The organism is Thalassobaculum sp., from assembly GCF_965223715.1.
Lineage (GTDB): Bacteria > Pseudomonadota > Alphaproteobacteria > Thalassobaculales > Thalassobaculaceae > Thalassobaculum.
On sequence record NZ_OZ245012.1, the window covers coordinates 2,637,046 to 2,661,084 of the forward strand.

A 24,039-nucleotide genomic window follows, 5' to 3' on the forward strand; every position below is an offset into this window, starting at 1 on the left:
CCGTCTCGCTCTGCTGCGTTTCCTGCCCGCTTCTCTATCTATCGCGCGACCGGCGATTTTCCACCGAGCGCCTCACGGGTTCCAGGGCGGAGATTTCTTCCAGATCCCCTACCGCTACGGGGCATTTTAGGCGCCAGTTCGGGTATTCGTCGACCGTTCCCGGAAAATTCGGCTGTTCGATCCGGGCGAACACGTCGTCGAGCTGGACCGCGATCAGGTCCGACGCCCCGTCGGCCAGAGCTGCGTGGATCCGCGCGATCTGGACCGCGTCGATGTCCTGTGGCGGCTCGTCCGAAGCGCCGTCGACCAGCCAGTGCAGCCGGCGGCGGTCCCAGTCCCGGCGCTGCCGGGCCTGCGCCGCGGTGTCGTCGTCGAGCTGGCCGAAGGTCTGCTGGCGCTCGATCTCCCAGCCCTGCCAGAAGCCGCGAACGGTCGGGGTATCGTGGGTGGAGAAGCTCGCCAGGGTGCGGGCTCGGTATTCCGACGGTCGGGTCAGGTCGCCGTCCGGATCGCGCTCGAACTGGGCGACCGAGCAACCGTAGAGCTGCGACTCGGCCAGCCGGTCGCGCAGGCCCTCGGGCAGGACGCCCAGATCCTCGCCGATGATGATGCAGCCGGCATGGAACGCCTCGACCTTGGTCAGGGCGAGCAGCAGGTCGGTCGGGTAGCGCACATAGGCGCCCGGCGTACCGTCCTCCGGCACCCAGAAGCAGCGCATGAAGCCGAGCACGTGGTCGATCCGCGCCAGACCGGCATGGCCGACCACCGCGCGCAACGTGTCGACGAAGGGCCGGAACAGGTCGTTCTGCAGGCCCAGCGGCGACATGGGCGCCAGCCCCCAGACCTGACCCTTGGCGTTGAACTGGTCCGGCGGCGTGCCGAGCGACACCCCGCGGGCGAAGGAGTTCGGTTCGCCCCAGACCTCCGCCCCGTCCGGCCGCACGCCGATGGCCAGGTCCACATAGAGGCCGAGCGCCATCCCCGCCCCCTTTGCCCGGCGCTGGGCCGAAGCAAGCTGGCTGTCGGCCAGCCACTGGAGATAGGCGTGATACTCAACCTCCTGCTCGTTCTCGGCGGCGAAGCGCAGCACGGCGGACGCGGTCGGGTGTTTCAGCGTCTCTGGCCACCGGCGCCAGTCCGCCCCGTGAACCAGGGACAGCGCCTCGAAGGTGGCGAAATCCTGCAGGGCCGACCCCGATCGATTGCGAAAGGCACGGAAATCCTCGGCCGCCACCCGATCCATCCGCGCGTGTGCGCGACGCAACAGCCCGTCCAGCGCCTGCCGGCCTGCGGCGTAGTCAACCTGGGCCGCGGCGCGCAGGGCGGTGCCATTCTCCGCGTCATAGTCCGGCGCGATATGGGTTGTGTTGAGGAAGCCGCGATGGGTGGGCGAGTAGGGACTGATCGTGCCCGACGCCACCCCCAGCGCATGGACGGGGTTGATGCCGAGGAAGTCGACGCCCTGGCGGCCCAGGGCCTCCCCGGCGACCGCGAGATCCCGGTAGGTCCCGATGCCCAGGTTCTCGTTCGAGCGTAGGCCGTAGAGCGCCGTCGTCACCCCCCATCTCGGCGCCGCCAGACCCCGCATCGCCAGGTCGGGCGCCGCCTCGGGGGCCGTGACCACGAGGGTCTGCTGCTCCCGGGCGATCACCACGTGCAGACCAACCGCCAATGGGGGCAGAGCGATGACACCGTCCTCGGAACGGCCGCCCATCAGCCGTTCGGCGGTGCGGGGATCGGGCGCCAGTCGCCATTCCACATCCGCCCCCTGGACCCGCAGCTCCGCCGGTTCGCCCGCCTTCACCACCACGGCGGAGGGCAGCGAACGGGCCGCGGTCTCGGCCCGCAGCCAGGCGAGGGTCTCGCCCGGATGCGCCACATCCAGGCCCATGGCGTCGAGCAGAGCCCGTTTGGTGTCCGGAGAAGCGACATGCTCGACGGCGGCGAGGTCGCGGTAGCGATCGAAGATACCGGCATGGGCGGCGAGTGCGTCCAGGGCGGTGTCTGTCATTCGGTCGTCCCGTGTCGGTTCAAGGCAAAGATCACAACGCTTTCGGCGCTCACCGATTCCTGCTCATGCACCGGCCGCGCCTCCTCCGTCGGCGCCGCGGTGTCGAGGCATCGGATCCAGGCCCGACCCTCTGGCGGTGCTGGAAGGGCCAGGGAACGGTCGCGGTTCGCGGCATTGAACGCAAGGAACACGTCGTCGTCGATCAGCGACGGGTCCGCCGCCTCTGCCGACCCCCGGACCCGCAGGCAGAAGATCCCCAGCCCCGGGTCGCGCCAGTTCACCGCCCCACCGTCGAACGCCCGCCAGATCACGTCGGGCTGGCCGTCCTCCGCCCGCACCCGGCCGTGCAGGAACCGGCCCTGGCGCAACGCGGGGTGCGCTTTGCGCAGTGCCGTCAGCTGCTGCACGAAGGCAAGTAGGTCGCGATCCGCCTTGGGCCAGTCGATCCAGCCGATCTCGTTGTCCTGGCAGTAGGCGTTGTTGTTGCCGCCCTGGCTGTTGGCGATCTCGTCGCCGGCCAGGAGCATCGGCGTACCCTGGGAGATCAGCAGCGTGGTCAGGATGTTGCGCCGCCGCCGGTCCCGCCGCGCGCGGATCTGCGGGTCGTCGGTCGGCCCCTCGACCCCGCAATTGTCGCTGTAGTTGGCGGCGTGGCCGTCTCGGTTGTCCTCGCCGTTGGCCTCGTTGTGCTTGTCGTTATAGGCGGTGGCGTCGGCCAGGGTGAAACCGTCATGGGCGGTGACCAGGTTCACCGAACTCCAGGCCGGCCGGCCGGCCTCGTCGAACAGCTCGGCCGAGCCCAGCAGCCGGGCGGCGAGCCCGTGGGCGCCGTGATCGTCGCCGCGCCAGAACTTGCGCACCTCGTCGCGGTAACGGTCGTTCCACTCGGCGAAGGGGAACGGGAACCCCCCCAGCCGGTAGCCGCCGGGGCCGATATCCCAGGGCTCGGCGATCAGCTTGACGCCAGACAGCACCGGGTCCTGGGTCATGGCGTCGAGCAGGCCGGCGCCGGCCTCGAAGCCCTGCTCCTCCCGACCGAGGACGGTGGCGAGGTCGAAGCGGAAGCCGTCGACCCCCATCTCCGTCACCCAGTAGCGCAGGCTGTCCAGCACCAGCCGGGTGACGAACGGATGGGCGGTGTTCAGCGTATGGCCGCAGCCGGTATCGTCGGCGTAATAGCGCGGCCGGCCGCGCTGCAGGCGGTAATAGGCGGCGTTGTCGAGCCCGCGGAACGACACGGTGGGGCCGCGCTGGTCGGCCTCGCCGGTGTGGTTGTAGACCACGTCCATCAGGACCTCGATGCCCGCATCGTGCAGCCGTTTCACCGACTCGCGGAAGCCGTCCACGCCGGACGGGCCGGCATAGCGGCCATCAGGCACGAAATAGGCGATCGGGCTGTAGCCCCAGTAGTTCACAAGCCCCTTCTCGCCCAGGAACCCCTCGTCCAGGATCCCCTGGATCGGCAGCAGTTCCACGGCCGTCACGCCGAGCGCGATCAGGTGCTCGATCACCTTCGGATGGCCCAGGGCGTCGTAGGTGCCGCGCAGCGGCGCGTCCACGGTCTCGAACTGCTTGGTCAGACCCTTGACGTGGGCTTCATACAGGATGCTGTCGGCCCAGGGCGTGCGCAGGCGCGGGCCGGTATCCGCCGGGCCCGCCGGGTCGAGCACCACGGCCTTGGGCACGAAGGGCGCGCTGTCCCGCCCGTCGAAGGACAGGTCCTCCTCGGCGGCGCGCAGGTCGAAACCGTAGAGCGCGTCGCTCTGGATGAAGCTGCCGTCCAGCGCCTTGGCATAGGGGTCGAGCAGGAGCTTGTTCGGGTTGAAGCGCTGGCCGCGCTCCGGCGCGTACACGCCATGGGCCCGATAGCCGTACCGGGTGCCGGCCTTCAGGCCCGGGACGAAGCCGTGCCAGACCGGTCCGCTGCGTTCGGGCAGGTCGACCCGGTGGGTCTCGTTGCCCTCGGCATCGAACAGGCAGAGCTCGATCCGGGCAGCGTTCTCCGAAAACACAGCGAAGGTCACGCCATCGCGGTCGGCATGGGCGCCGAGCCGATGATAGTCGCCGGCCAGGATCTCCAAGGAGGACTCCTTCAGGGTGGCTAACACGCGATGGCGTCAAGCATATCGGCTCCACAGCAAAGTGCCACCACGCGTGTGCTGCAGTGCGATAGGCGTTGGAACTGCGGCAGAAACGGACCGCTCATGTCGGCGGCGACGAGCAGGCCGGTCGATGTGGGACTCAACGCGGACGGGCTGGGACGGTTCCGAAGCGCGGAGGGAAGTGGCACGTCCTCTCCCGCCCCTTCCCTCTCACAATCGCTCCCCGGCCTTGTGCCGGGGCCTACGGCTATGCGCCTCCGGCGATGCAGAACCTTGAAAAGCGCCAGCGCGGTCCCAGGAGTAGGCCCCGGCACAAGGCCGGGGAGTAAATGATTTCTGCTTGAGGAAAAATGCGGCGGTCGCCGGTCACTTACTTCGCGTATTTGCCGGTGAGCTGCGGCGTATAGGGACCGGGCAGTCCCTTCTCCTTGTGCTGGGACCGGCTGTCGCGGCCCCAGCTGCGCTTCAGGGGGTCGCTGACCGAGACCTTCAGCACGCCCAGGCCCGCGACCTCCAGTTCGATCCGGTCGCCGTCCATGAAGGGGCTCAGCCCCCTGTGGTTGGTGCCGGTGGCGACGATGTCGCCCGGCTCCAGGGTGTGCATGGCGCTCAGCCACTCGATGCAGCGCGGGATCTTGTGCGCCATGTCGGAGGTGTTGAACGACTGGCGCACGTCGCCGTTGACGGTCAGCCGGACGTCCAGGTTGTTGGGGTCGGCAACCTCGTCCTTGGTGACCAGGTAGGGACCGATCGGCGCGAAGGTCTCGCGCGACTTTACCTGGAAGAACTGGTTGCCCGCCGGCGGCAGGTTGCGGGCCGAGCCGTCGATGAAGTTCATGTACCCGAAGACATAGTCCATCGCCTCGTCGGCCGAGACGTTGGAGCAGCGCTTGCCGATGACCAGCGCCAGCTCCGCCTCGCCCTCGAACACGTCGGCCGGCACGTCCGGCAGGACCATGGTGCCGCCGGTGCCGATGATCGCGCTCGGCGACTTGTGGAAGCCGTTGATCAGCGGCTTCTCGGTCAGCGTCCCGTCCTCCATGTAGTTCACGGCCATGCAGTCGATCTGCCGCGGCAGGGGCAGTGGCGGACGGATCGTCACGCTGTCCAGCGCCACCGGCTTGCCCGACGACACCGCCGACTCGATCTTGGGCCGGGTCTCGTCAAAGGACGCGATCACGGCATTGATCAGGCCCCGGTTGTCCAGATGGGGCAGATGCGACACGGCATCGGTCACATCGACCACCCCGTCGCCGGCCAGCACGCCCAGCCGCCAGTCACCGAGGTCCGGGTGATCGAAATACAGAAACTTCATGGCCGCTCTCTCCCTGTGCGCCGTCGCCTTCAAATCGGGCTTCGGCGCGATCATAGGCGGGTCCATCGCCCAGGGAAACGCATGCCGGAAAATCGGCCCCCTCGAACTCGGCTCCCTCAAACTCGGCCGCCATCGCGATCCCGGTGACGGACGGCAGGGCCACCCGGTACGCCGCGTCGCCGCCGGTAACCGGATGGAGCAGCAAGACGGAACACACCAGCACCGCCGACCCGGACCCGGCCAGTCCCATGAAGACCCGTTCGACGACGGGCGGGACGGTGCTTTTTCGCTCCAGAACGGCGATGGCGACACCGCATCCGGCGGTGGCCAGCAGCAACGCGAGGGTGGTGAGGCTCAGGATCAGGGAAATCGACATGAGACGCGCCTTCTTGTTGCAACTCATTCTCAATTTCAGTATCTACAAATGAGAACCGGTCGCAACAAGGGATTTCTGCGATGGCCCAACCTTCCGAACTCCGACCCGCGCCGCGCCGGGACAGCGCCTCCCGGACGCCGATCTGCCGACTGACCACCGGCGAGGCCCTGATCGTCTGGGCGATACGGCACTGGGTACAGTCGGTGAAGGCCCGGCTGGATCCCCGCGACCTGCTGCGCTGCGGCTTCGCGACGATCGAGGCCGAGGACGTGACCGACGCTGTGGACCGGCTGCTGATGACGACCCTGCTCGAGGCGACGACGGTCCGGGACGTGGGCTGCGTACGCTGCCCCACCCTGGGCGAGGGCGAGCGCGACATCCTCCAGGCCATCGCCCTGTCCCAGCGGGGCCGGCGCGAGGAGGCCCTGGGGGTTGTGCAGAGCTGGCTGCCCCTTTCGGCCGCCCTGAAGGCCTGCGACGACATCGCATCCATCGGCCGGGCCCTCTCGGTCGCGGAGATGGTAGTACCGCTGCGCGACGAAGATCAGCCGGCCGCCTGGTGGATCGAGGGGATCGTCACCCACCATGAGGGCTCGGCCCTGGTGCACTGAGCGCGGCACCGGCGAAATCCCTTGCGCGGCGGCCGCCGAACCCGGAGACTGCGGCCGTCGTGGTGACCCGCGTTCGAGAGGGCGTTCGGGTCAGGGAAGCCGGTGAGAGACCGGCGCTGCCCCCGCAACTGTAAGCGGCGAGCGACCCCCGATAAGCCACCGGCCATGCGCCGGGAAGGACGGGGGTTCGCGTCCGAGCCGTGAGCCAGGAGACCGACCGCGACGCGTCACCATCCGCCGGGCGGGGTGTTCCGACGGTAGGGCCGAGGCCCGAACGGTGGCGATTTGCGCCATCGCGATCGGACCGCCTCATATGATCTCCGCCCCCGTTTCCACTTCGTCCACCCCCTCGCCAGGCCTCGGCGCCAGGGACATCAGCCTGCATGCGGGCGACCGCGCCCTTTTGGACGGCGTCAGTCTCACCCTGCGCCCCGGCGAGGTGGTCGGCCTGCTCGGCCCGAACGGCTCGGGCAAGAGCACCCTGCTGCGGATCCTCGCCCGTCTGGCGGCGCCTTCGTCGGGATCGGTTACCCTGGATGGTCAGCCGATCGACGGAATCGACCGGAGGGTGACCGCCCGCGCCATCGGATATCTCCCTCAGAGCGCGCGCAGCGAATGGCCGATCTCCGCCCGGGAGACCGTCATGCTGGGCCGCACGCCATTCCTGTCTCCCCTGGCCCGCACCACCGAGGCCGATCGCGCCGCCGTCGACGCGGCGCTGACGGTCACGGATACCCTCCACCTCGCGGACCGGGCCGTCACCACGCTGTCGGGCGGCGAGCGGATGCGGGTGATGCTAGCCCGAGTGCTCGCCGGAGAACCGTCGCTGCTGCTGCTCGACGAGCCGGTGACCGGGCTCGACCCGCGCCATCAGCTGGAGGCCATGATCCTGCTCGACCGGCTCGCCGGTGACGGGCGCGGGACCCTGGTGGTCCTGCACGACCTGACCCTGGCCGCCCGGTTCTGCCACCGGGTCTATGTGCTGCACGAGGGGCGCGTGGTGGCGGAGGGTCCGCCCGCCGAGGCCCTGGACGCGGAAACCATCGGCGCCGCCTTCGAGGTGGAAGCCCGTCGGATCGGCGACGGCGACGATGCCCTGATCATCCCCTGGGCCATCCAGGCGCGGAGCGATGGAGGCGGCGATGCCGGCCGTCGCTGACCGCATCGTCGCTCCGGTCCCGGAGACGCCCCCCCACCGGCCGCTGTTCGCGGGCCTGGCGGTCGGTGCGTCGCTCGCCGTGCACGGGGTCGCACTCGCCGCCGCCATCGGGTTCTGGGGGAGCGAGGACACCGTCCCGCCGCAGCCCTTCGAGGTGGTGATGGTCGCCGTCACCCAGCCGAGCCCCGGACCCGCACCATCCTCCGGCAGCACCGGGGCCCCCGCGCCCGAGAGGGCCGAACGGAGCGGCCCGCCCGCCGTTGCCATGCCGGTCGCCGAAACGGCAGCCCCCGCCGTCCGCGCGCCGCTGCCGGTCCGTGCCCAGTCGTCGGCCGCCCCGACCCGACCGGTCGCGCCGCCGAAGCCCGAACAGGTCAGCCCCGTTACCACCGACACGCCGCTACCGGCCGCGGTCGCCGAGACCGCGATCCAGGTGGCCCGGGTCGAGCGCCGCGAGGAGCCCCGCTCTGCCGAGGCCACCCCGGTCCTCGCCGATCCCCCGCGCCCTGTCGCACGCCCGACCGAACCCCGGATCGCCTCCCAGGCGGCGGGACAGAGGCCGGCAGGAGAGCAGATGGCGGTTCTCCCCCCAGCCCGGCAGGAGACCGGGGCCTCGCGCGCCACCACCGGTCAGGCACCGGCGGAACCGTCCGGCGGCGGCTCGCGCCCGGCGGAGTTCTCCCTCGGCTCGGCCGGCAATCCCGCACCCGACTATCCGTTCCGGGCGCGCCAGCGCGGCTGGGAGGGGCGGGTGGTCCTACGGGTGGAGGTCGACCGCGACGGCCGGCCAGTGCGGGTCGTGGTGGTCGAGAGCAGCGGCCACGGGGTGCTCGACCAGGCGGCCCATCGGACCATCGCCACCTGGGTCTTCCGCCCGGCGACCAGCGGCGGCCGTTCGGTGGCGAGCGAAACCCTCGTCCCGATCGTCTTCCGGCTGAACTAGATCAGGCTCAGACCCCGGCCGAGGGCCAGCAGGCCGAAGCCGATGATCAGAGCACCGGCTCCCCGGTTGATCCAGCCGATGGCCCCCTCGCTCAGGCGTCGCCGCAGCACGCTGCCGACGGCCCCGGCAAGGATCAGCCACCAGATCCCGGAGCCGAGGAACACCCCGAGAATCAGCAGCAGCGCGGGCGTCCAGCCGGCATCCTCCCCCAGAACCACGCCGAGCCCGGCGAACAGAGCGACGAAGGTGAGGATCGTCTGCGGATTGGCGACGGTCAGCCCGACGGTCTGGACGAAGGCCATCAGCGGATGCGGCCCGACCGGCTCGGTCCGGGCGGGACCCCTGGCCCGGGTCCGCCAGGACTGCGCGCCCAGCCAGATCAGCGCCGCCCCACCGACCAGGGCCAGCACCGTCTGCCACGTCACGAGGAACTCGGAGATCGCCGTCAGCCCGAAGGCGGCCACGGCCCCATACCCCGCATCGGCCACCGCCGCGCCCATGCCGGTGGCGAAGCCGGTCGTAAAGCCGTGCTCCAGCGACCGGCGGATGCAGAGCAGCCCGATGGCGCCGACCGGCATGGCCAGGGCCAGGCCGAACAGGAAACCCTGGCCAAACGGCCCCAGCCCCCAGTCAGTCATCGTCGGTGACACCCACCGGCAGCACGCCGTTGTCCTTGGCGGAGGACAGGGCGATATGGGTCCGGCTGCGCGCGACCCCTGGCAGGGCCTTGAGCCGATCGGTGATGAACGCCTCCAGCCCTTTGGTGTCCCGGGCCCGGACTTTGAGCAGATACGACCACTCGCCGGTGACGTGGTGCAGTTCCAGAACCTCCGGCATCCGGGACGCGGCGGCGATGAAGCGCGCGTTGTGCTCGGTGTGATCCACCTCGACGAAGATGAAGGCCAGCAGCCCGAGATCCACCGCATCCGGATCGACACGGGCAGCCCATCCGGTGATCACGCCCCGCTCCTGCAGCCGCTTCAGCCGGTCGTTGGCCGCCGACACGGACAGCCCGCATGCGGCGGCGATCTCGGCATTGGTCGCCCGGCCGAAGATCTGCACGAGACCAATAATTTTCCGGTCAATGTCATCCATTGCCGGATAATTCACGGACTCTTCGGCTATTTCAAGGAAAATAACGGTACTTCGATGGTCATCCCCCGCACCGGATGCCGGCCCATGTCCTGCACCGCCTCGGCCGGCAGACAGGCCGCCACTTCTGCCGACACCAGGATCGGACATTTCAGCGGCCGGCACAGGGCCTCGATCCGGCTGGCCAGGTTCACCGCCGGGCCGATCACCGTGAAGGCCTGACGCCCGCCGGCCCCGACATTGCCGTAGCGCACGGTACCCATATGCAGGGCGATATCGACCGGCAGGGCCGCCGGCTCGACCTGACGGAACGCGTCGATCCCGGCCTGGATCGCCCGGGCCGCCGCCGCCCCTCGCGCGCAGGCACCTGGCGGATCGCCGGCCGCGTCGAAGGCCGCCAGAAAACCGTCACCGAGAAAGGCCAGGATCTCGCCTCCCTCCGCCTGGATGGGCGGGACCATGGCGTCCAGATGCCGGTCCAGGAACTCGACCAGCCGCGCCCCCGGCATGGTATCGCTCGCCGCGGTGAAGCCGGTGAGGTCGGCGACCAGGATGACCGCCTCCAGCGACTCGGTATGGCCCGGCTGGACCGAGCCTGTGAGCACGGCCGCCCCGGAGCGCGGCCCCAGATAGGCGCCGAGCAGGTCCCGGGCGATCGCCCGCTCGCGCCCCGGCTCGCAGGCCGCGACGACCCGCGGCACGATCCGATCCAGGATCGCCAGATCCTCGGATGCGAAGCCTTCCGGGCGGCGCGACAGCCAGCGGATGATGAACCCTTCGGACCGCTCCTGCCGCCGGTCGCCCACCGGCACCAGATGGGCGAGGTAGTCGGTGTAGCCCTCGCCGCGCAGCTCCCGGAACACCGCGAAGTCCATCGGGCAGGCCGGGTCCCGCAGCGGGCGGTGCATGCGCAGCTCTCCGGTGGTCAGCATGTGGTAGAGGGGGCTGTTCAGCCAGATCTCGCGGTTGTCGTCGGAATGGCGCCACACCCCTGAATCGAGCGCCTGGTCGGCGGTCCAGGTCACGCCGATGGCGTCGATCTCCGGATGCAGGGTCCGCGCACCGACGCGGATCTCGTCGACCGCGACACCGATCGAGTTCAGCGTCTCGCCCAGGGCGACGGTGATGCGCTCCACATCGGCGCGGGCGAGCGCGAACTGCACCAGTCGATCCTCCAGCGTGCGCAGGGTCGCCTCGCGGCCTTCCATATCAGCCATCGCCAATCCGCCGTCGGTCCGTGACGGGGCAAATCTAGCCCCCGCCGACGCTCGCTTTCAAACATTCCGGCAGCCTGCTAGACGAGACCCATGCGTTCCCCCGTCGCCCGCGAGATCAGCCAGATGCACGCCCTGCACGCCTCCCCCGTTGGGACGGCATGGCGGCTGCCCGACGGGCGCATCGGCCACCCGACTCCCTCCCAGGCCGCCCTGCGGGCCCATGAGACGCCGCCGGTGGTCTGTCACGCCCGCTCCATCGCCCGCCGGCTGGGGGTGGAGCAGATCGCCGCCCTGGACGTGCTGGAACTCTTCGCCTTCGTGCGGCCGGCGCAGTTCTGCCTGCCGACTCCGCGCGGCCTGGCCGAGGCGGTGGGTCTGCCCGTCCCGCACCACCTGGACGACGCGCCCGACACCCTGCTCGCGGTGGCCGACGCCCTGCTGGCCGAGATTCCGGAACGCCAAGCCGTCGGTCAGCGCGACCGCTGGGCCCGCCCGATCGCCAAGGCGATGCATGACGGCGGCTGGGGCTGGGGACGGCTGATCCTGCTGGCCCTGGACGAACCCGACCCCGGCCCGCCCGCCCCCATCCGCCCGATGACCATGGAGGTCTGGCGCGAGTTGCAGGAATGGTCGGAGCACGCCCCGCAGCCGCCCGCCGGCCATGAGCCGGTCGGGGAGAGCGAGGCCCGGGTCCGCCTCTCCTCCATGCTGGGCGACGGCGCGGAGCCCCGCCCCTCCCAGGCCGACTACGCCGCCGCCACCTCCGCCGCCTTCCGCCCCCGCGAGCGCGAGGACGAGCCGACCGTGGTGCTGGCGGAGGCCGGGACCGGCGTGGGCAAGACCATGGGCTACCTCGCCCCAGCCTCGGTCTGGGCCGAAAAGAACGAAGGGTCGGTCTGGATCTCCACCTATACCCGCAACCTGCAGCACCAGATCGACGGCGAGCTCGACCGGCTCTACCCGGACCCGGTCGGCAAGGCGCTGAAGGTGGTCGTGCGCAAGGGACGGGAGAACTATCTCTGCCTGCTGAACCTGGAAGAGGCGATCCGCACCCTCACCCTGCAGCCGCAATACGCCACCGCCCTCGGCCTGATGGCACGCTGGGCGCGGACGACGCGGGACGGCGACCTGCAGGGCGGCGACTTCCCGGCCTGGCTGTCGGACATCCTGGGACGGGGTCGCACCCTGGGTCTCGCGGACCGGCGGGGCGAGTGCGTCTATTCCGCCTGCCCGCATTACAACAAGTGCTTCATCGAGCGCTCGGTGCGCCGCGCCCGCCGGGCCCGCATCGTCATCGCCAACCATGCCCTGGTGATGATCCAGGCCGCCCTGGGCGGGGTCGACGACGCCCATGTGCCGACCCGCTACGTCTTCGACGAGGGCCATCACGTCTTCGACGCCGCCGACAGCGCCTTCTCCGCCCATCTGTCGGCGCTCGAGTCCGTCGAGCTGCGCCGCTGGCTGCTGGGGGCGGAGACACGGCGCGGCGGCCGGGCCCGAGGGCTGCGCCGCCGGGTGGAGGAGCTGATCGCCGATCGGCCCGTCTCGCTGGAAGCGATGGAGGAGATCGAGGACGCCGCCCGGGCGCTACCCGGCGACGGCTGGATGAACCGCATTTCCGACGCTCAGCCGAAGGGGCCGACCGAGACCTTCCTCGTCATGGTCCGTCAGCAGGTCTACGCCCGCTCCGCCGATCCGCGCTCGCCCTACGGGCTGGAATGCGAGACCCGGCCGCCGGTGGAGGGCCTCGCCGCCGCCGCCCGCGTGCTGGAACAGGCCCTGCGCCGGCTGGTGGAGCCGATGCTGGCGCTGCGCAAGGACCTGCTCTCCATGCTGGACGAACAGGCCGAGGAGCTGGAGACCGCCACCCGCCTGCGGATCGAGGCGGCGGCACGCTCGCTGTCCCGGCGCGGCGAGTCCATGGTGGAGGGCTGGCGCTCCATGCTGACCAGCCTGGAAGCCGAAACGCCCGAGGAATTCGTCGACTGGATGGCGGTGGAGCGGATCGAGGGCCGCGACATCGATATCGGCCTGCACCGCCACTGGATCGACCCGACAAAGCCCTTCACCGAGACCGTGGCCAAGGCGGCGCATGGGATGGCCGTGACCTCGGCCACCCTGCGCGACGGCACCGGCAACGACGACCTGGACTGGCACGCGGCGGAGGCGCGCACCGGCTCGCTGCACCTGCCGACGCCGGCGATCCGCACCGCCGTCGCCTCGCCCTTCGACTATCCGAACCGGACCCGCGTCTTCATCGTCGGCGATGTGCGCAAGGACAGCTTCGACCAGGTCGCCGCCGCCTACCGAACCCTGTTCGAAGCGTCGGGCGGCGGGGCGCTGGGCCTGTTCACCGCCATCAGCCGGCTGCGCCAGGTGCATCACCGTATCGCCGGCGCCATGGACCAGGCGGGGCTGCCGCTCTACGCCCAGCATGTGGACGGAATGAACCTCGCCACCCTGATCGACATCTTCCGCGCCGAGCCGGAGAGCTGCCTGCTCGGCACCGACGCGGTGCGCGACGGGGTCGACGTGCCGGGGGACAGCCTGAAGCTGATCGTGTTCGACCGGGTGCCCTGGCCGCGCCCGGACATTCTCTACCGGGCCCGCCGCGCGGCCTTCGGCGGCAATGCCTATACCGACATGTTGACCCGCCTGCGCCTGAAGCAGGCGTTCGGCCGGCTGATCCGGCGGGCCGGCGACAAGGGGGTCTTCGTCCTGCTCGACCCGAGCATGCCCAGCCGGCTGCTCGGCGCGTTCCCGCCGGATGTGCCGGTGAAGCGCTGCGGGCTGGCGGAGGCGGTGGCGGAGACGGCGGCGTTTCTCAAGTCCGACTGATCAGGCCCGATCCGGCCGCAGACCGCGCAGGCCAGAGGGGATGGCCGCCTCCAGCCGACTGACCAGCCGCTCCCGATTCTTCAGGATCGCGTAGCCGACCAGCAGGATCAGAATGCCGAGCCCGCTGAGGGCGAAGGGAAACCAGGGCGAGTCCTCGAACAGCCGGAAGGCGAGGTAGCCGAGATATCCCATCACGCCGACCACCCCGAACACCATGAACACCCGGCGGCGCAGGAACACCGACAGCGCGATCAGTCCGACATTCAGCAGGCAGTACAGGAACCGGGCAAGCTCGGTCTCAGCCTCCGACAGGGTCAACCCACCCCAGAACGCCATCATGCCGAACAGGTAGAGCCAGAAGGCGTAGTCCTTTCGGAAGGTCAGGTCCGCCCAATAGGCGACCATCAGTACCGGAACGCCGAAGATCATTGAGACCATGCGACGGATCTCGAAATAATCGGCCCGCTCCTCGATCAGCAGCGGGGCGATGTCCATCGACATGAACCACAGGATCACGCCGATCATGAAGACCAGGAAGGGGAACCGGTAGACCCGCAGCAGGACCGCGCCGACGACCAGGGTGGCCACCTCCATGGCGAACCATCCGCCCCGGATATACTGCACGAAGTCGCCGTACTCGCCCGGCTCGGCATCCGGCCAGAGGCCGGCCTCCACCTGGGCGCCGTAGACGATCATCGGCACCATCGCGAGCGCCACCGTCACGCAGAGCCCGCCCGGCACCGCCATGCCGGCGCGCCGGGCCAGCAGGTCGCCGGCGATCAGGAACACCGCCCCGTAGACGAACCCCACAAGGGCGATCGCCAGGCCCGAGAACCCATCCCAGCTCTGGCCGACATAGAGCGTCATGGCGGCGATCACGAGGAGCGCCCCGGCATAGAGCAGGACGTTGACGCCGGTGAAGGGAATGCCCGGGCGGGAAGCTTCCAGACGCGCCCAGAGGTCGGCCCCCTGCTCGGCGCTCAGGCCGCTGGCCTCGGCCGCCTGATCGAAGTCGCTCCGGGTGATCTTCATGCACAGCTCCCGATCGGCCCCCGACTGAGCGGGACGCGACAGTGGAGCGGTGAATCAGGGCGTGCGCAAGGCGAACCGCGTCCAGACGGCCAGGCTGAACAGCGCCACCGCCCCCGCCTGATGCAGCGCGCCGAGCCAGACCGGCACCACCGCCAGAAGGGCGGCAATGCCGAGCCCGACCTGTACCAGCACCATGGCGCCCAGCAGGGTCAGGGCGAGCTGTGCCGCCCCCTCGGTGCGCGCCCGGTTGCGGAGCACGAAGACCAGGGTCAGCAGGGCGGTCAGGATCGCCACCCAGCGGTGATGGAACTGCACCGCCGGCACATGCTCCACCAGGGAGCGCCAGCCGAGATCGGGGTCCCAGTACTCCGCCGGCACGAACTGGCCGCCCATCAGCGGGAAGGTGTTGTAGGCGTAGCCCGCATCGGTGCCGGCGACGAAGGCGCCGAGCAGCACGGTAATCGACACTGCCGCCAGGACATGGCCTGCGCCGATGCGCTGGCTGCGGGTGCCGCCGGCCGGCTTCTGCACCAGACCGAGCGCGGTCCACAGCAGCAGGCCGAGGATCAGGAAGGCCATGGAGAGGTGGACGGACAGGCGATACGGGCTGACCCGCGCCTCGTCCACCAGGCCGGAGGTCACCATCCACCAGCCGATGCCACCCTGGATGCCGCCCAGCACGAAGAGCAACACCAGCCGCGGGACCAGCGACCGCTCGATCCGGCCGGTGACCAGGAAGACCAGGAACGGCACGGCGAAGACGAGGCCGATCAGCCGGCCCCAAACCCGGTGCACGTACTCCCAGAAGAAGATCGTCTTGAAGTCGTCGATCGTCATCCAGAAGTTGGCCGCGGTGTATTCCGGCGTGGTCTTGTACATGTCGAAGACGCGCTGCCACTCGGCGTCGCTCATCGGCGGGATCCACCCCATCAGCGGCCGCCACTCCACCATGGAGAGGCCGCTTTCGGTGAGCCGGGTGATGCCGCCGATGACGATCATCGCCGCCACCATGAAGGCCGAGATGAACAGCCAGGCCGCCACCGTCGGACGGGCGCGCTCTGCCTTGGAGGAACCCGCCTGCGCGGACGGGGAGTATGTCGCGTCGCTCATGGCTTCGGGATATGGCGCAACGCCCGCCCCCGGTCAAACGGCGGGGTGTCGCATGGAGTCGCACCGTCGTCCTGACGCACGTCAGGACCAAGCTTCCGGCCCGTGCCATCCTTCCGTGCGTTGGTCCTGATTGGCATCAGGACGACGGAACACGGTTGGCCCGCCTTCGCCAAACGACATTAAACCAACTGAACGCTTGGCCCCGTCCCGCCGTGTGCCTATGTTCGGCGCGATACTCCGACACTTCGAGCCCCGAGCTGCCCCATGTCCCCTGACGCCGCCTCCGCCCCGTCCATCATCACCGCCGAGGGTGCCGGTCCGCACCAGACCGACGTCACCATCATCGGCGCCGGCCCCTGCGGGCTGTTCGCGGTGTTCGAGCTCGGGCTGCTGGACCTGAAATGCCATCTGGTCGACATCCTCGACCGGCCGGGCGGGCAGTGCGCCGAGCTGTATCCGGAGAAGCCGATCTACGACATTCCGGCGGTCCCGGTCTGCACCGGCCAGGAGCTGACCGACCGGCTGATGGAGCAGATCGCCCCGTTCAACCCGGTCTTCCACCTCAACCAGATGGCCGAGAAGCTGGAGAAGCTGGAGGACGGCACCTGGCGGCTGACCACCGACACCGGCTCGGTGATCGACAGCAAGGTGATCGTCATCGCCGCCGGCGGCGGGTCCTTCGTGCCGAAGAAGCCGCCGATCCCCGGCATCGACGCCTATGAAGGCTCCAGCGTGTTCTACGCCGTGCGCAAGATGGAGCAGTTCCGCGGCAAGAAGCTGGTCATAGCCGGCGGCGGCGACAGCGCGCTCGACTGGACCCTGAACCTGCAGCCGCTGGCCGAGTCCGTCACCCTGGTGCACCGGCGCGACGAGTTCCGCGCAGCTCCGGACAGCGTCAACAAGATGCGGGCCCTGGTGGCCGAGAAGAAGATGACCCTCGAGATCGCCCAGATCTCCGGCCTGGAGGGCGAGAACGGCCAGCTCACCGGTGTGGTGTTCAAGGACAAGGACCGCGGCGAGTGGTCGGTGCCCTGTGACATGCTGCTGCCATTCTACGGGCTGACCATGAAGCTCGGCCCGGTGGCGGAGTTCGGCCTGAACCTCGAGCAGAACCTGATCCCGGTCGACACCGAGAAGTTCGAGACCTCGACGCCCGGCATCTTCGCCATCGGCGACATCAACACCTATCCCGGCAAGCTGAAGCTGATCCTGTCGGGCTTCCACGAGGCGGCGCTGATGAGCCAGGCGGCGGTGCGCATCGTCCATCCGGACAAGAAGATCCGTTTCCAGTACACCACCTCCTCCACCGACCTGCAGCAGAAGCTGGGCGTCGCATGATCCTCAACGTGACCACCCCGGACGGCGAGCGCCATGCGTTGGAAGCGCTGGAGGGGTGGCGCGTGATGGAGGTTATCCGCGACTGGGGCCTGCCGATCCTGGCGGAGTGCGGCGGTGCGTGTTCCTGCGCCACCTGCCACGTCTATGTTGATGAGGACTGGCTGGACAAACTGCCGCCGCGCAGTGCCGAGGAGGAAGAGAAGCTCGACGAGGCATTCGACGTCCGCGACAACTCCCGCCTCTCCTGCCAGATCCTGATGCGCGACGAGCTCGACGGCCTCCACGTGACCATCGCGCCCATGCCCAGATGACGGATACCGGCGCCATCGCCGAGCGCTACCGGGCGTTCGTCGAGGAGCAGGTGCGCGGCCGGTCGCCGATCTATGTGGACCTCGGCCTCGCCGTTGCCGAGACGCCGGAGATCCTCTCTTTTCTCGCCGCGCTGCCGGTGCCGAAGCAGCAGCCGAACCTGTTGCTTGCCGCCGTCCGCCACATCGTCGGCGTACCGGCAGACGGTGCCGCCCTGGCGGCCGCGATTCGGACCCATGGCGATGCGATCCGCACCGTGATGCTGTCCCGCTCGACCCAGACCAACGAGCCCGGGCGCTGCGCCCTGATGATGCCGGTGCTGTCCCGTCTGCCGCAGCCCATCGCCCTGTTCGAGATCGGCACCTCGGCGGGCCTCTGCCTCCATCCGGACCGCTACGGCTACGAGTATGGCGGCTCCCGCCTGATGCCGGAGGGCGCTGGTCCCCAGGTACCGGTCTTCCCCTGCGCGATCGAGCCGACGGAACTGATCCCGCAGTCCTACCCGACCATCGCCTGGCGCGGCGGGCTCGACCTCAATCCGCTCGACGCCACCGACCCGGACCAGGTCGCCTGGCTGCAGACCCTGGTCTGGCCGGAGCAGACCGCGCGGGCGGAGCGTCTGGGCAAGGCGCTGGCGATCGCCCGGGACAATCCGGTGGCGATCCAGCGGCGCAGCCTGCTCGACCCGCTGGACGACCTGTTCGACGGCGCCCCGGCCGGCGCCACCCGCGTCCTGATCCACAGCTCCGTGCTGGCCTATATCGACGACGAGGAGGAGAGGCGGCAGGTATGCGCGCGGATCCGGGCGGCCTGCGACGTGTGGATCTGCAACGAGGCGACGCGCGTCCTGCCCTGGATCGCCGAACGGGCCCCGACCGCGCCGCCACCCGGCATGTTCATGCAGGCGGTCAACGGCAGGCCCGTCGCCTGGACCGATCCGCACGGCGCGGCCCTGCGGCTGATCGGCGACCGGCTGGAACTCGAGACCTGACGAGCAAAGCGCTGGACCGCGCCCGAGCCTTCCCCTAAACCTCGGGAAAAGACCGAATGCCATGCACGTCGAGGGGATCCGATGAAGATCACTGTGACCGACCGCGAGGGCGGCGAACACGAGGTCGAGGCCACCAAGGGCTGGCGGGTGATGGAGATCATCCGCGAGGCCGGGCTGCCGATCACCGCGGAATGCGGCGGCGCCTGCGCCTGCGCGACCTGCCATGTCTATGTCGATCCGGACTGGTGGGCCAAGCTGGAGCCGCGCGGCGAGGAAGAGAACGACATGCTGGACCTCGCCTTCGAGGTTCAGGAGAACTCGCGGCTGTCCTGCCAGATCCTGTTCGACGAGAGCCTGGACGGTCTGAAGGTCACCCTGGCGCCGGAGTAAACCGGCACCTGCCTTGGATCGAGGGACCGTTGCCGGCCCCTCGATCGGCCCGCGGCCTCAGTGATAGCCGAAGTCGTGGGCGGCGTAGGCGATCTCCTGGGGACGGACCAGTTCGGCATTGGCGATCCGCACAGTGTGCAGTCGGCCATCCAAATTGCGTTCCCAATAGTCCAGGAATTTGGTCAGGCGGGGGAAGTCCGGCGCGACATCCATCTCCTGCCAGAGATAGCTTTGGAGCAGCTTGGGGTAGTCGGGAAGACGATAGAGGATTTCCGCCGTGGTCAGCCGATATCGATACAAGTCGTTGACGCTCGGACGGGTTCCGGAACTCAGCATCGCGCCTTACCTCCGAATGAACGCAGTTGACGCTGAAAATTCTGCTGGTAGAACGCCGACGCGGACAAGAGGAATTCTCTTTTACTTCAGTATTTTAGCAGCCATCCTCGGAGTCTGCTGCCAGCCGTCAGATGCCGCCGCCGATACCGGCACCTGCCCCGGCATCGATCCGGGAGACGGCCCGGGTCTCGCCGCCTGTATCGTCAACGAGCTCTGCATCGAGGGCATCTATTCGCCGCCGCGCTCCATCGACCTGCCGCAGGAGTTGGTGGAGGCCTATCGCCGCGCGGAGATCGACACGCTGGTCCGCCATTTCCGCCTGGAGGTGCAGTTCCGCAAGCGGGCCGGGGCCGATATCGGCCAGTGCGGCTATACCGGCCCGACGAAGTTCATGTACTCGCTGGTGCAGCCCACCTCGCCAACCAATATCGCCGTCACCTTCGATCCCAATTGGACCTATTGACGGGCATGACCACGGATCTCTCCATCCGGACCGCCGCGCTGAAGCCCAGGGCGCGCCGGTTCGCGGATTACTGGCTGTCGCTGCCGCGGACCGACCTGATCCCGCACCGCCGCGATTTCGAGCCCCAGGCACTGGCCGGTATCCTGAACACCTTCATGATCTTCGAGATCGTCGCCCCCGATCACTTCCTGGTGCGCCTGGCCGGCACCACGGTGATCGAGCATTACGGCCGCGAGATCACCGGACAGAACTATCTGGACTTCCGCACCCCGGAGGAGCGGCCGGTCACCCGGGCGGCCATGACCCTCATCGCCACCCACCCCTGCGCCCAGTTCGTCAGGCAGGCGGTGCGGACCGGCGACGGCAAGGGGCGGGTCTCGGAATCCTTCGGCCTGCCGATGCGCGACGACCGTGGACAGCCGACCCTGCTGTACTATCAGGTCGACGACATCCGGCTGGATGACTTCAAGACCCGCGAGGAACGCTATCTGCTGGAGAAGAGGACGGCGGAGCGGGTGTTTCTCGACATCGGGAACGGCGTCCCCGACTTCCCCCAGGTGGGCGCCGTCGGCTAGCCGGCGCGGCCTTTCGGCATCGCGGTTGACCCGGAGACCCCGCCGTCTCATATGTGCGACGGCGGCTCTTGGAGGGGGTCGAGGCACGGGACCGAAAGATCCTCGAAATACCGGCATCGTGCGATCTTGACAGAATTTCTCCGCTTCCTTACATCGCTAGCACTCACCGGGGGCGACTGCTAACAGGCGGAGTGTATCCCGGCGACATTGCTCAAACTGCACGTCTCAACAGAGTGTAAACGGAGGAAGGGTCATGAAATTTCGGCCGCTCCACGACCGCGTGGTGGTTCGTCGTCTCGACGCCGATCAGAAGACCGCTGGCGGCATCATCATCCCCGACACGGCTAAGGAAAAGCCGATGGAGGGCGAAGTCCTGGCCGTGGGTCCGGGCGCGCGCGACGAGGCCGGCAAGATCGTCGCTCTCGACGTGAAGCCGGGCGACCGGGTTCTGTTCGGCAAGTGGTCCGGCACCGAGGTCAAGATCGACGGTGAAGACCTGCTGATCATGAAGGAAAGCGACATCATGGGCGTGCTCGAAGGCGCCGCGAAGTCGTCGAAGAAGGCCGCCTAACCAGCTGTCCTATTCAGCGAGGGGCCTTCGAAAGAAGCCGCTTGTAACAAGGGCTAACCCTATCCAAGGAGAACATTCACATGGCTGCCAAGGACGTTAAGTTCGGCATCGACGCCCGCAACAAGATGTTGAAGGGCGTGGACATTCTGGCCGACGCCGTCAAGGTGACGCTGGGCCCGAAGGGTCGCAACGTCGTGCTGGAGAAGTCGTTCGGCGCTCCGCGTATTTCCAAGGACGGCGTGACCGTCGCCAAGGAAATCGAGCTGTCCGACAAGTTCGAGAACATGGGCGCGCAGATGGTGCGCGAGGTCGCTTCCAAGGCCAACGACGTGGCCGGCGACGGCACCACCACCGCGACCGTTCTGGCCCAGGCCATCGTCCGTGAGGGCGCCAAGGCCGTGGCCGCCGGCATGAACCCGATGGACCTGAAGCGCGGCATCGACAGCGCCGTCGAGGCCGTCGTCGCCGACATCGAGAAGCGCTCCAAGAAGATCACGACCTCCGGTGAGGTCGCCCAGGTCGGCACCATCTCCGCCAATGGCGAGAAGGAAATCGGCGAGATGATCGCCAAGGCCATGGAGAAGGTCGGCAACGAGGGTGTCATCACCGTCGAGGAAGCCAAGTCGCTGCACACCGAGCTCGACGTCGTCGAGGGCATGCAGTTCGACCGCGGCTACCTGTCGCCGTACTTCGTGACCAACGCCGACAAGATGGTCTGCGAACTCGAGAACCCGTACATCCTGCTGCACGAGAAGAAGCTGTCCAACCTGCAGGCCATGCTGCCGGTTCTGGAGCAGGTCGTGCAGTCCGGCAAGCCGCTGCTGATCATCGCCGAGGACGTCGAGGGCGAGGCCCTGGCCACCCTCGTGGTGAACAAGCTGCGCGGCGGCCTGAAGGTCGCGGCCGTGAAGGCCCCGGGCTTCGGCGATCGCCGCAAGGCCATGCTCGAGGACATCGCGATCCTGACCGGCGGCACCGTCGTGTCCGAGGATCTCGGCATCAACCTCGACAGCGTCACCCTTGACATGCTCGGCACCGCCAAGCGTGTTGCCATCACCAAGGACGAGACCACCATCGTCGACGGTGCCGGCAAGAAGAAGGACATCGAGGGCCGCTGCTCGCAGATCCGCGCTCAGGTCGAGGACACCTCCTCCGACTACGACCGCGAGAAGCTGCAGGAGCGTCTGGCGAAGCTCGCCGGCGGTGTGGCCGTGATCCGCGTCGGCGGTGCGACCGAGATCGAGGTGAAGGAGCGCAAGGATCGCGTCGACGACGCGATGCACGCGACCCGCGCCGCGGTCGAGGAAGGCATCCTGCCGGGTGGCGGTGCCGCCCTGGTCTACGCCATCCGCGCCCTGGACAAGCTGAAGCCCGCCAATGACGACCAGCGCATGGGTGTGAACATCATCCGCCGCGCCCTGGAGGCCCCGGCCCGTCAGATCGCGTCCAACGCCGGTCACGACGGTTCGGTCATCGTCGGCAAGCTGCTCGAGTCCAAGGACAGCAGCTGGGGCTTCGACGCCCAGACCGGTGGCTTCACCGACCTGGTGAAGGCCGGCATCATCGACCCGACCAAGGTTGTCCGCAGCTCGCTGCAGAACGCCGCGTCGGTCGCTGCCCTGCTGATCACCACCGAGGCCATGGTCGCCGACAAGCCGGAGCCGAAGTCGGCTGCCCCGGCGGCCCCGGACATGGGCGGCATGGGCTTCTAAGCCAGCCAACCTCCAAGAGACAGGACGGGCCGGGGAGCGATCCCCGGCCCGTTTCCGTTTCGCCCACCGGCCTCCGGCGCGTTGCGTCGCCCCAAGAGGCTGGCAAGGCGAATGTGGGAAATCACACAATATCTCAAAGTTGATTAACTATTTTACTTTCAGATTGAAATGAACTTTTCCTAATTCCAATTCGATACTTCTGGCTGGTTTTGCCGCCCTCCGATATCGTTCCTTCAACATAGGAAGAAGCGATGTCAGCAGTCGTTCAAAGCAATCCGGGCTTTCCTTCTCAGTCGGCACCGTCGGAGGGTCCGCTGGGCGACGCCATTCTCGATCCACTGCTGTCCTACTGGTCCGCGAAGCGGAGCCGGCGCGCCCTGCCCTGCCGCCGCGACATCGATCCCGTCGATATTCCGGAGCTGCTTCAGCATATCGGGCTGATCGACGTGGAGGGCCCGCCGTGGCGATTCCGCTACCGGCTCGTCGGCTCCTACATGCAGACCATGTTCGGCGAGAACTATCAGGGCAAGTATCTGGACAAGGCCAAGCACGGCCGCTACCGGCAGTTCCTGGAGGAGCTGTACAACGCGGCCGTCGACCAGCGCCAGCCGATGCTGAGCGAGGCGATCTTCGACTACGGCACCGAGCGGGTCGTGACCATCCGCCGGCTGATCCTTCCCCTTGCCGAAAGCGACGGGCAGCCGGTCAACATGCTGCTCTTCGGCAACTCCTTCATCGCCCCGAACCTGCCCTGGAACGCCACGCCCATGCTGCATCTGCGCATGGATGCACCGTTCCAGGCGGTCTTCCTGTCCTCCATCAACCAGGCGGTGTGCCGGCCGATCCGACCGGACTGAGCCGCCGGCTCAGCCGGACGGAAGCCCCGACGCCTGCCACCAGGCCGTGAAGGCCTGCTGGTCGCAGAAGTGGTGGGTGACAAAACCAAGCTCGGCCGCGCTCGCGATATTGGCGGCACTGTCGTCGATGAAGGCGGTTCGCCGCGGATCGATCCCGGCGCGCTCCGTGAGAATGTGGAAGATCGCCGGATCCGGCTTGATCACGCCCTCGTCGCCCGACACCACGACCGTGTCGAAGCTGCGCAGGAAGTCGAAGCGCTGCGCGGTCAGCGGGAAGGTCTCGGCCCCGAAATTGGTGAGTCCGTGCACCGGAAAGCCCGCCGCCTTCGCCTGCCGCAGGGCGGCGACCGTCTCCGGGATCTCGCCCGGGATCATCTCCTGGAAGCGGCCATAGAACGCCCGGATCTGCGGGCCGTAGTCCGGATGCCGGGCGATCGCCTCGGCCTCCGCCTCGGCGATCCGGCGTCCCCGGTCCTGCTCCACGTTCCAGTCGGTCGTGCAGACATTGGCCAGGAACCAGTCGACCTTGGGCTCGTCCACCGTCATGTCGACCCGGGTGAACAGCTTGCGGTACAGCAGCCGCGGGTCCCAGCGGATCAGGACGTTGCCGATATCGAAGACGACGGCGGTCAGGCTCTCGGGCATCTGCTGCTTCCTGTCTGGTCAATCGTCGGCACCGGCTGCCGACTTA

Annotated in this window: 24 protein-coding genes and 1 riboswitch; of the genes, 13 read left to right on the forward strand and 11 right to left on the reverse strand. The window is 68.5% G+C overall.

Annotated elements, in window-relative coordinates; genetic code table 11:
* Positions 1-34 precede the first annotated feature (34 nt).
* The 4 genes from malQ to ACOQOP_RS12125 all read right to left on the reverse strand — a co-directional run bounded on the left by malQ (position 35) and on the right by ACOQOP_RS12125 (position 5,804).
* Complete coding sequence (gene malQ, locus ACOQOP_RS12110) at positions 35-2,011, reverse strand: 4-alpha-glucanotransferase (protein ID WP_420562064.1); 1,977 nt, start codon at positions 2,009-2,011, stop codon at positions 35-37.
* Positions 2,008-4,092: a glycogen debranching protein GlgX gene (gene glgX, locus ACOQOP_RS12115; RefSeq protein WP_420562065.1), complete on the reverse strand. Its 2,085-nt coding sequence runs from the start codon at positions 4,090-4,092 to the stop codon at positions 2,008-2,010. The genes malQ and glgX overlap by 4 nt, the downstream gene beginning before the upstream one ends.
* Positions 4,093-4,483: 391 nt before the next feature.
* Positions 4,484-5,428, reverse strand: coding sequence for a fumarylacetoacetate hydrolase family protein (locus ACOQOP_RS12120; protein WP_420562066.1), 945 nt, complete (start codon positions 5,426-5,428; stop codon positions 4,484-4,486).
* Entirely contained in the window at positions 5,391-5,804 is a 414-nt protein-coding gene (locus tag ACOQOP_RS12125) for a hypothetical protein (protein WP_420562067.1), read from the reverse strand. The genes ACOQOP_RS12120 and ACOQOP_RS12125 overlap by 38 nt, the downstream gene beginning before the upstream one ends.
* Positions 5,805-5,884: 80 nt before the next feature.
* On the opposite strand from ACOQOP_RS12125, the gene ACOQOP_RS12130 reads away from it, so the two are divergent.
* The 3 genes from ACOQOP_RS12130 (at position 5,885) to ACOQOP_RS12140 (ending at position 8,517) form a co-directional block, all read left to right on the forward strand.
* Complete coding sequence (locus ACOQOP_RS12130) at positions 5,885-6,415, forward strand: hypothetical protein (RefSeq protein WP_420562068.1); 531 nt, start codon at positions 5,885-5,887, stop codon at positions 6,413-6,415.
* Between the two features lie 43 nt (positions 6,416-6,458).
* Positions 6,459-6,652, forward strand: a riboswitch (cobalamin riboswitch).
* Between the two features lie 76 nt (positions 6,653-6,728).
* Positions 6,729-7,574, forward strand: a complete 846-nt coding sequence (locus tag ACOQOP_RS12135; RefSeq protein WP_420562069.1) for an ABC transporter ATP-binding protein — start codon at positions 6,729-6,731, stop codon at positions 7,572-7,574.
* On the forward strand, positions 7,558-8,517 hold the full coding sequence (locus ACOQOP_RS12140; RefSeq protein ID WP_420562070.1) for an energy transducer TonB: 960 nt from the start codon (positions 7,558-7,560) through the stop codon (positions 8,515-8,517). Before ACOQOP_RS12135 ends, ACOQOP_RS12140 begins: the two co-directional genes overlap by 17 nt.
* Here ACOQOP_RS12140 and ACOQOP_RS12145 read toward each other — a convergent pair.
* Genes ACOQOP_RS12145 through ACOQOP_RS12155 form a run of 3 tightly spaced genes read right to left on the reverse strand, consistent with a single transcriptional unit; the run spans position 8,514 to position 10,826 of the window.
* Positions 8,514-9,155: a LysE family translocator gene (locus ACOQOP_RS12145; protein ID WP_420562071.1), complete on the reverse strand. Its 642-nt coding sequence runs from the start codon at positions 9,153-9,155 to the stop codon at positions 8,514-8,516. The genes ACOQOP_RS12140 and ACOQOP_RS12145 overlap by 4 nt on opposite strands.
* Positions 9,148-9,612: an Lrp/AsnC family transcriptional regulator gene (locus ACOQOP_RS12150; RefSeq protein ID WP_420562072.1), complete on the reverse strand. Its 465-nt coding sequence runs from the start codon at positions 9,610-9,612 to the stop codon at positions 9,148-9,150. The genes ACOQOP_RS12145 and ACOQOP_RS12150 overlap by 8 nt, the downstream gene beginning before the upstream one ends.
* 26 nt (positions 9,613-9,638) lie before the next feature.
* Positions 9,639-10,826 carry an adenylate/guanylate cyclase domain-containing protein gene (locus tag ACOQOP_RS12155; RefSeq protein ID WP_420562073.1) on the reverse strand — a complete coding sequence of 396 codons (1,188 nt, stop codon included), beginning with the start codon at positions 10,824-10,826 and terminating at the stop codon, positions 9,639-9,641.
* Positions 10,827-10,916: 90 nt separating this feature from the next.
* Between ACOQOP_RS12155 and ACOQOP_RS12160 the strand changes: the two genes are divergently transcribed.
* Complete coding sequence (locus ACOQOP_RS12160; protein WP_420562074.1) at positions 10,917-13,664, forward strand: ATP-dependent DNA helicase; 2,748 nt, start codon at positions 10,917-10,919, stop codon at positions 13,662-13,664.
* Here ACOQOP_RS12160 and ACOQOP_RS12165 read toward each other — a convergent pair whose 3' ends face one another.
* Together ACOQOP_RS12165 and ACOQOP_RS12170 are read right to left on the reverse strand one after the other, a co-directional pair.
* The gene (locus ACOQOP_RS12165) at positions 13,665-14,696 is read right to left on the reverse strand and encodes a hypothetical protein (RefSeq protein WP_420562075.1); all 1,032 of its coding nucleotides are present in this window, start codon (positions 14,694-14,696) and stop codon (positions 13,665-13,667) included.
* 54 nt (positions 14,697-14,750) lie between these two features.
* Positions 14,751-15,806 (reverse strand): COX15/CtaA family protein, encoded by a 1,056-nt coding sequence (locus ACOQOP_RS12170; protein WP_420562076.1) that lies wholly within the window; start codon positions 15,804-15,806, stop codon positions 14,751-14,753.
* A 264-nt stretch (positions 15,807-16,070) separates the two neighbouring features.
* On the opposite strand from ACOQOP_RS12170, the gene ACOQOP_RS12175 reads away from it, so the two are divergent.
* From ACOQOP_RS12175 to ACOQOP_RS12190, 4 genes are all read left to right on the forward strand, one after another.
* Positions 16,071-17,144 (forward strand): NAD(P)/FAD-dependent oxidoreductase, encoded by a 1,074-nt coding sequence (locus ACOQOP_RS12175; protein ID WP_420562077.1) that lies wholly within the window; start codon positions 16,071-16,073, stop codon positions 17,142-17,144.
* Positions 17,141-17,455, forward strand: a complete 315-nt coding sequence (locus ACOQOP_RS12180; protein WP_420562078.1) for a 2Fe-2S iron-sulfur cluster-binding protein — start codon at positions 17,141-17,143, stop codon at positions 17,453-17,455. The genes ACOQOP_RS12175 and ACOQOP_RS12180 overlap by 4 nt, the downstream gene beginning before the upstream one ends.
* Positions 17,452-18,444, forward strand: a complete 993-nt coding sequence (locus tag ACOQOP_RS12185; RefSeq protein ID WP_420562079.1) for a DUF2332 domain-containing protein — start codon at positions 17,452-17,454, stop codon at positions 18,442-18,444. Before ACOQOP_RS12180 ends, ACOQOP_RS12185 begins: the two co-directional genes overlap by 4 nt.
* Before the next feature lie 81 nt (positions 18,445-18,525).
* Positions 18,526-18,834, forward strand: a complete 309-nt coding sequence (locus ACOQOP_RS12190) for a 2Fe-2S iron-sulfur cluster-binding protein (protein ID WP_420562080.1) — start codon at positions 18,526-18,528, stop codon at positions 18,832-18,834.
* Between the two features lie 57 nt (positions 18,835-18,891).
* Here the strand turns inward: ACOQOP_RS12190 and ACOQOP_RS12195 are convergent, their stop codons facing one another.
* Entirely contained in the window at positions 18,892-19,170 is a 279-nt protein-coding gene (locus tag ACOQOP_RS12195) for a Usg family protein (RefSeq protein ID WP_420562081.1), read from the reverse strand.
* A 16-nt stretch (positions 19,171-19,186) separates the two neighbouring features.
* On the opposite strand from ACOQOP_RS12195, the gene ACOQOP_RS12200 reads away from it, so the two are divergent.
* The 5 genes from ACOQOP_RS12200 (at position 19,187) to ACOQOP_RS12220 (ending at position 23,348) form a co-directional block, all read left to right on the forward strand.
* Positions 19,187-19,633, forward strand: coding sequence for a hypothetical protein (locus ACOQOP_RS12200; protein ID WP_420562082.1), 447 nt, complete (start codon positions 19,187-19,189; stop codon positions 19,631-19,633).
* Between the two features lie 5 nt (positions 19,634-19,638).
* The gene (locus ACOQOP_RS12205; protein WP_420562083.1) at positions 19,639-20,208 is read left to right on the forward strand and encodes a PAS domain-containing protein; all 570 of its coding nucleotides are present in this window, start codon (positions 19,639-19,641) and stop codon (positions 20,206-20,208) included.
* Between the two features lie 253 nt (positions 20,209-20,461).
* Positions 20,462-20,779: a co-chaperone GroES gene (locus ACOQOP_RS12210; RefSeq protein ID WP_420562084.1), complete on the forward strand. Its 318-nt coding sequence runs from the start codon at positions 20,462-20,464 to the stop codon at positions 20,777-20,779.
* An 80-nt stretch (positions 20,780-20,859) separates the two neighbouring features.
* Positions 20,860-22,491, forward strand: a complete 1,632-nt coding sequence (groL, locus tag ACOQOP_RS12215) for a chaperonin GroEL (RefSeq protein WP_420562085.1) — start codon at positions 20,860-20,862, stop codon at positions 22,489-22,491.
* A 251-nt stretch (positions 22,492-22,742) separates the two neighbouring features.
* Positions 22,743-23,348, forward strand: coding sequence for a PAS domain-containing protein (locus ACOQOP_RS12220; protein WP_420562086.1), 606 nt, complete (start codon positions 22,743-22,745; stop codon positions 23,346-23,348).
* A gap of 9 nt (positions 23,349-23,357) precedes the next feature.
* On the opposite strand, the gene ACOQOP_RS12225 is transcribed toward ACOQOP_RS12220, so the two are convergent.
* Positions 23,358-23,993, reverse strand: coding sequence for an HAD family hydrolase (locus ACOQOP_RS12225; RefSeq protein WP_420562087.1), 636 nt, complete (start codon positions 23,991-23,993; stop codon positions 23,358-23,360).
* Between the last annotated feature and the right edge of the window lie 46 nt (positions 23,994-24,039).

Bases quoted from the DNA above. Each gene is read 5' to 3' on its own strand.
- malQ (WP_420562064.1), bottom strand. From the start codon at position 2,011: ATGACAGACACCGCCCTGGACGCACTCGCCGCCCATGCCGGTATCTTC.
- ACOQOP_RS12120 (WP_420562066.1), bottom strand. From the start codon at position 5,428: ATGAAGTTTCTGTATTTCGATCACCCGGACCTCGGTGACTGGCGGCTG.
- ACOQOP_RS12125 (WP_420562067.1), bottom strand. From the start codon at position 5,804: ATGTCGATTTCCCTGATCCTGAGCCTCACCACCCTCGCGTTGCTGCTG.
- ACOQOP_RS12130 (WP_420562068.1), top strand. From the start codon at position 5,885: ATGGCCCAACCTTCCGAACTCCGACCCGCGCCGCGCCGGGACAGCGCC.
- ACOQOP_RS12135 (WP_420562069.1), top strand. From the start codon at position 6,729: ATGATCTCCGCCCCCGTTTCCACTTCGTCCACCCCCTCGCCAGGCCTC.
- ACOQOP_RS12140 (WP_420562070.1), top strand. From the start codon at position 7,558: ATGCCGGCCGTCGCTGACCGCATCGTCGCTCCGGTCCCGGAGACGCCC.
- ACOQOP_RS12145 (WP_420562071.1), bottom strand. From the start codon at position 9,155: ATGACTGACTGGGGGCTGGGGCCGTTTGGCCAGGGTTTCCTGTTCGGC.
- ACOQOP_RS12150 (WP_420562072.1), bottom strand. From the start codon at position 9,612: ATGGATGACATTGACCGGAAAATTATTGGTCTCGTGCAGATCTTCGGC.
- ACOQOP_RS12155 (WP_420562073.1), bottom strand. From the start codon at position 10,826: ATGGCTGATATGGAAGGCCGCGAGGCGACCCTGCGCACGCTGGAGGAT.
- ACOQOP_RS12160 (WP_420562074.1), top strand. From the start codon at position 10,917: ATGCGTTCCCCCGTCGCCCGCGAGATCAGCCAGATGCACGCCCTGCAC.
- ACOQOP_RS12165 (WP_420562075.1), bottom strand. From the start codon at position 14,696: ATGAAGATCACCCGGAGCGACTTCGATCAGGCGGCCGAGGCCAGCGGC.
- ACOQOP_RS12170 (WP_420562076.1), bottom strand. From the start codon at position 15,806: ATGAGCGACGCGACATACTCCCCGTCCGCGCAGGCGGGTTCCTCCAAG.
- ACOQOP_RS12175 (WP_420562077.1), top strand. From the start codon at position 16,071: ATGTCCCCTGACGCCGCCTCCGCCCCGTCCATCATCACCGCCGAGGGT.
- ACOQOP_RS12180 (WP_420562078.1), top strand. From the start codon at position 17,141: ATGATCCTCAACGTGACCACCCCGGACGGCGAGCGCCATGCGTTGGAA.
- ACOQOP_RS12185 (WP_420562079.1), top strand. From the start codon at position 17,452: ATGACGGATACCGGCGCCATCGCCGAGCGCTACCGGGCGTTCGTCGAG.
- ACOQOP_RS12190 (WP_420562080.1), top strand. From the start codon at position 18,526: ATGAAGATCACTGTGACCGACCGCGAGGGCGGCGAACACGAGGTCGAG.
- ACOQOP_RS12195 (WP_420562081.1), bottom strand. From the start codon at position 19,170: ATGCTGAGTTCCGGAACCCGTCCGAGCGTCAACGACTTGTATCGATAT.
- ACOQOP_RS12200 (WP_420562082.1), top strand. From the start codon at position 19,187: ATGAACGCAGTTGACGCTGAAAATTCTGCTGGTAGAACGCCGACGCGG.
- ACOQOP_RS12205 (WP_420562083.1), top strand. From the start codon at position 19,639: ATGACCACGGATCTCTCCATCCGGACCGCCGCGCTGAAGCCCAGGGCG.
- ACOQOP_RS12210 (WP_420562084.1), top strand. From the start codon at position 20,462: ATGAAATTTCGGCCGCTCCACGACCGCGTGGTGGTTCGTCGTCTCGAC.
- groL (WP_420562085.1), top strand. From the start codon at position 20,860: ATGGCTGCCAAGGACGTTAAGTTCGGCATCGACGCCCGCAACAAGATG.
- ACOQOP_RS12220 (WP_420562086.1), top strand. From the start codon at position 22,743: ATGTCAGCAGTCGTTCAAAGCAATCCGGGCTTTCCTTCTCAGTCGGCA.
- ACOQOP_RS12225 (WP_420562087.1), bottom strand. From the start codon at position 23,993: ATGCCCGAGAGCCTGACCGCCGTCGTCTTCGATATCGGCAACGTCCTG.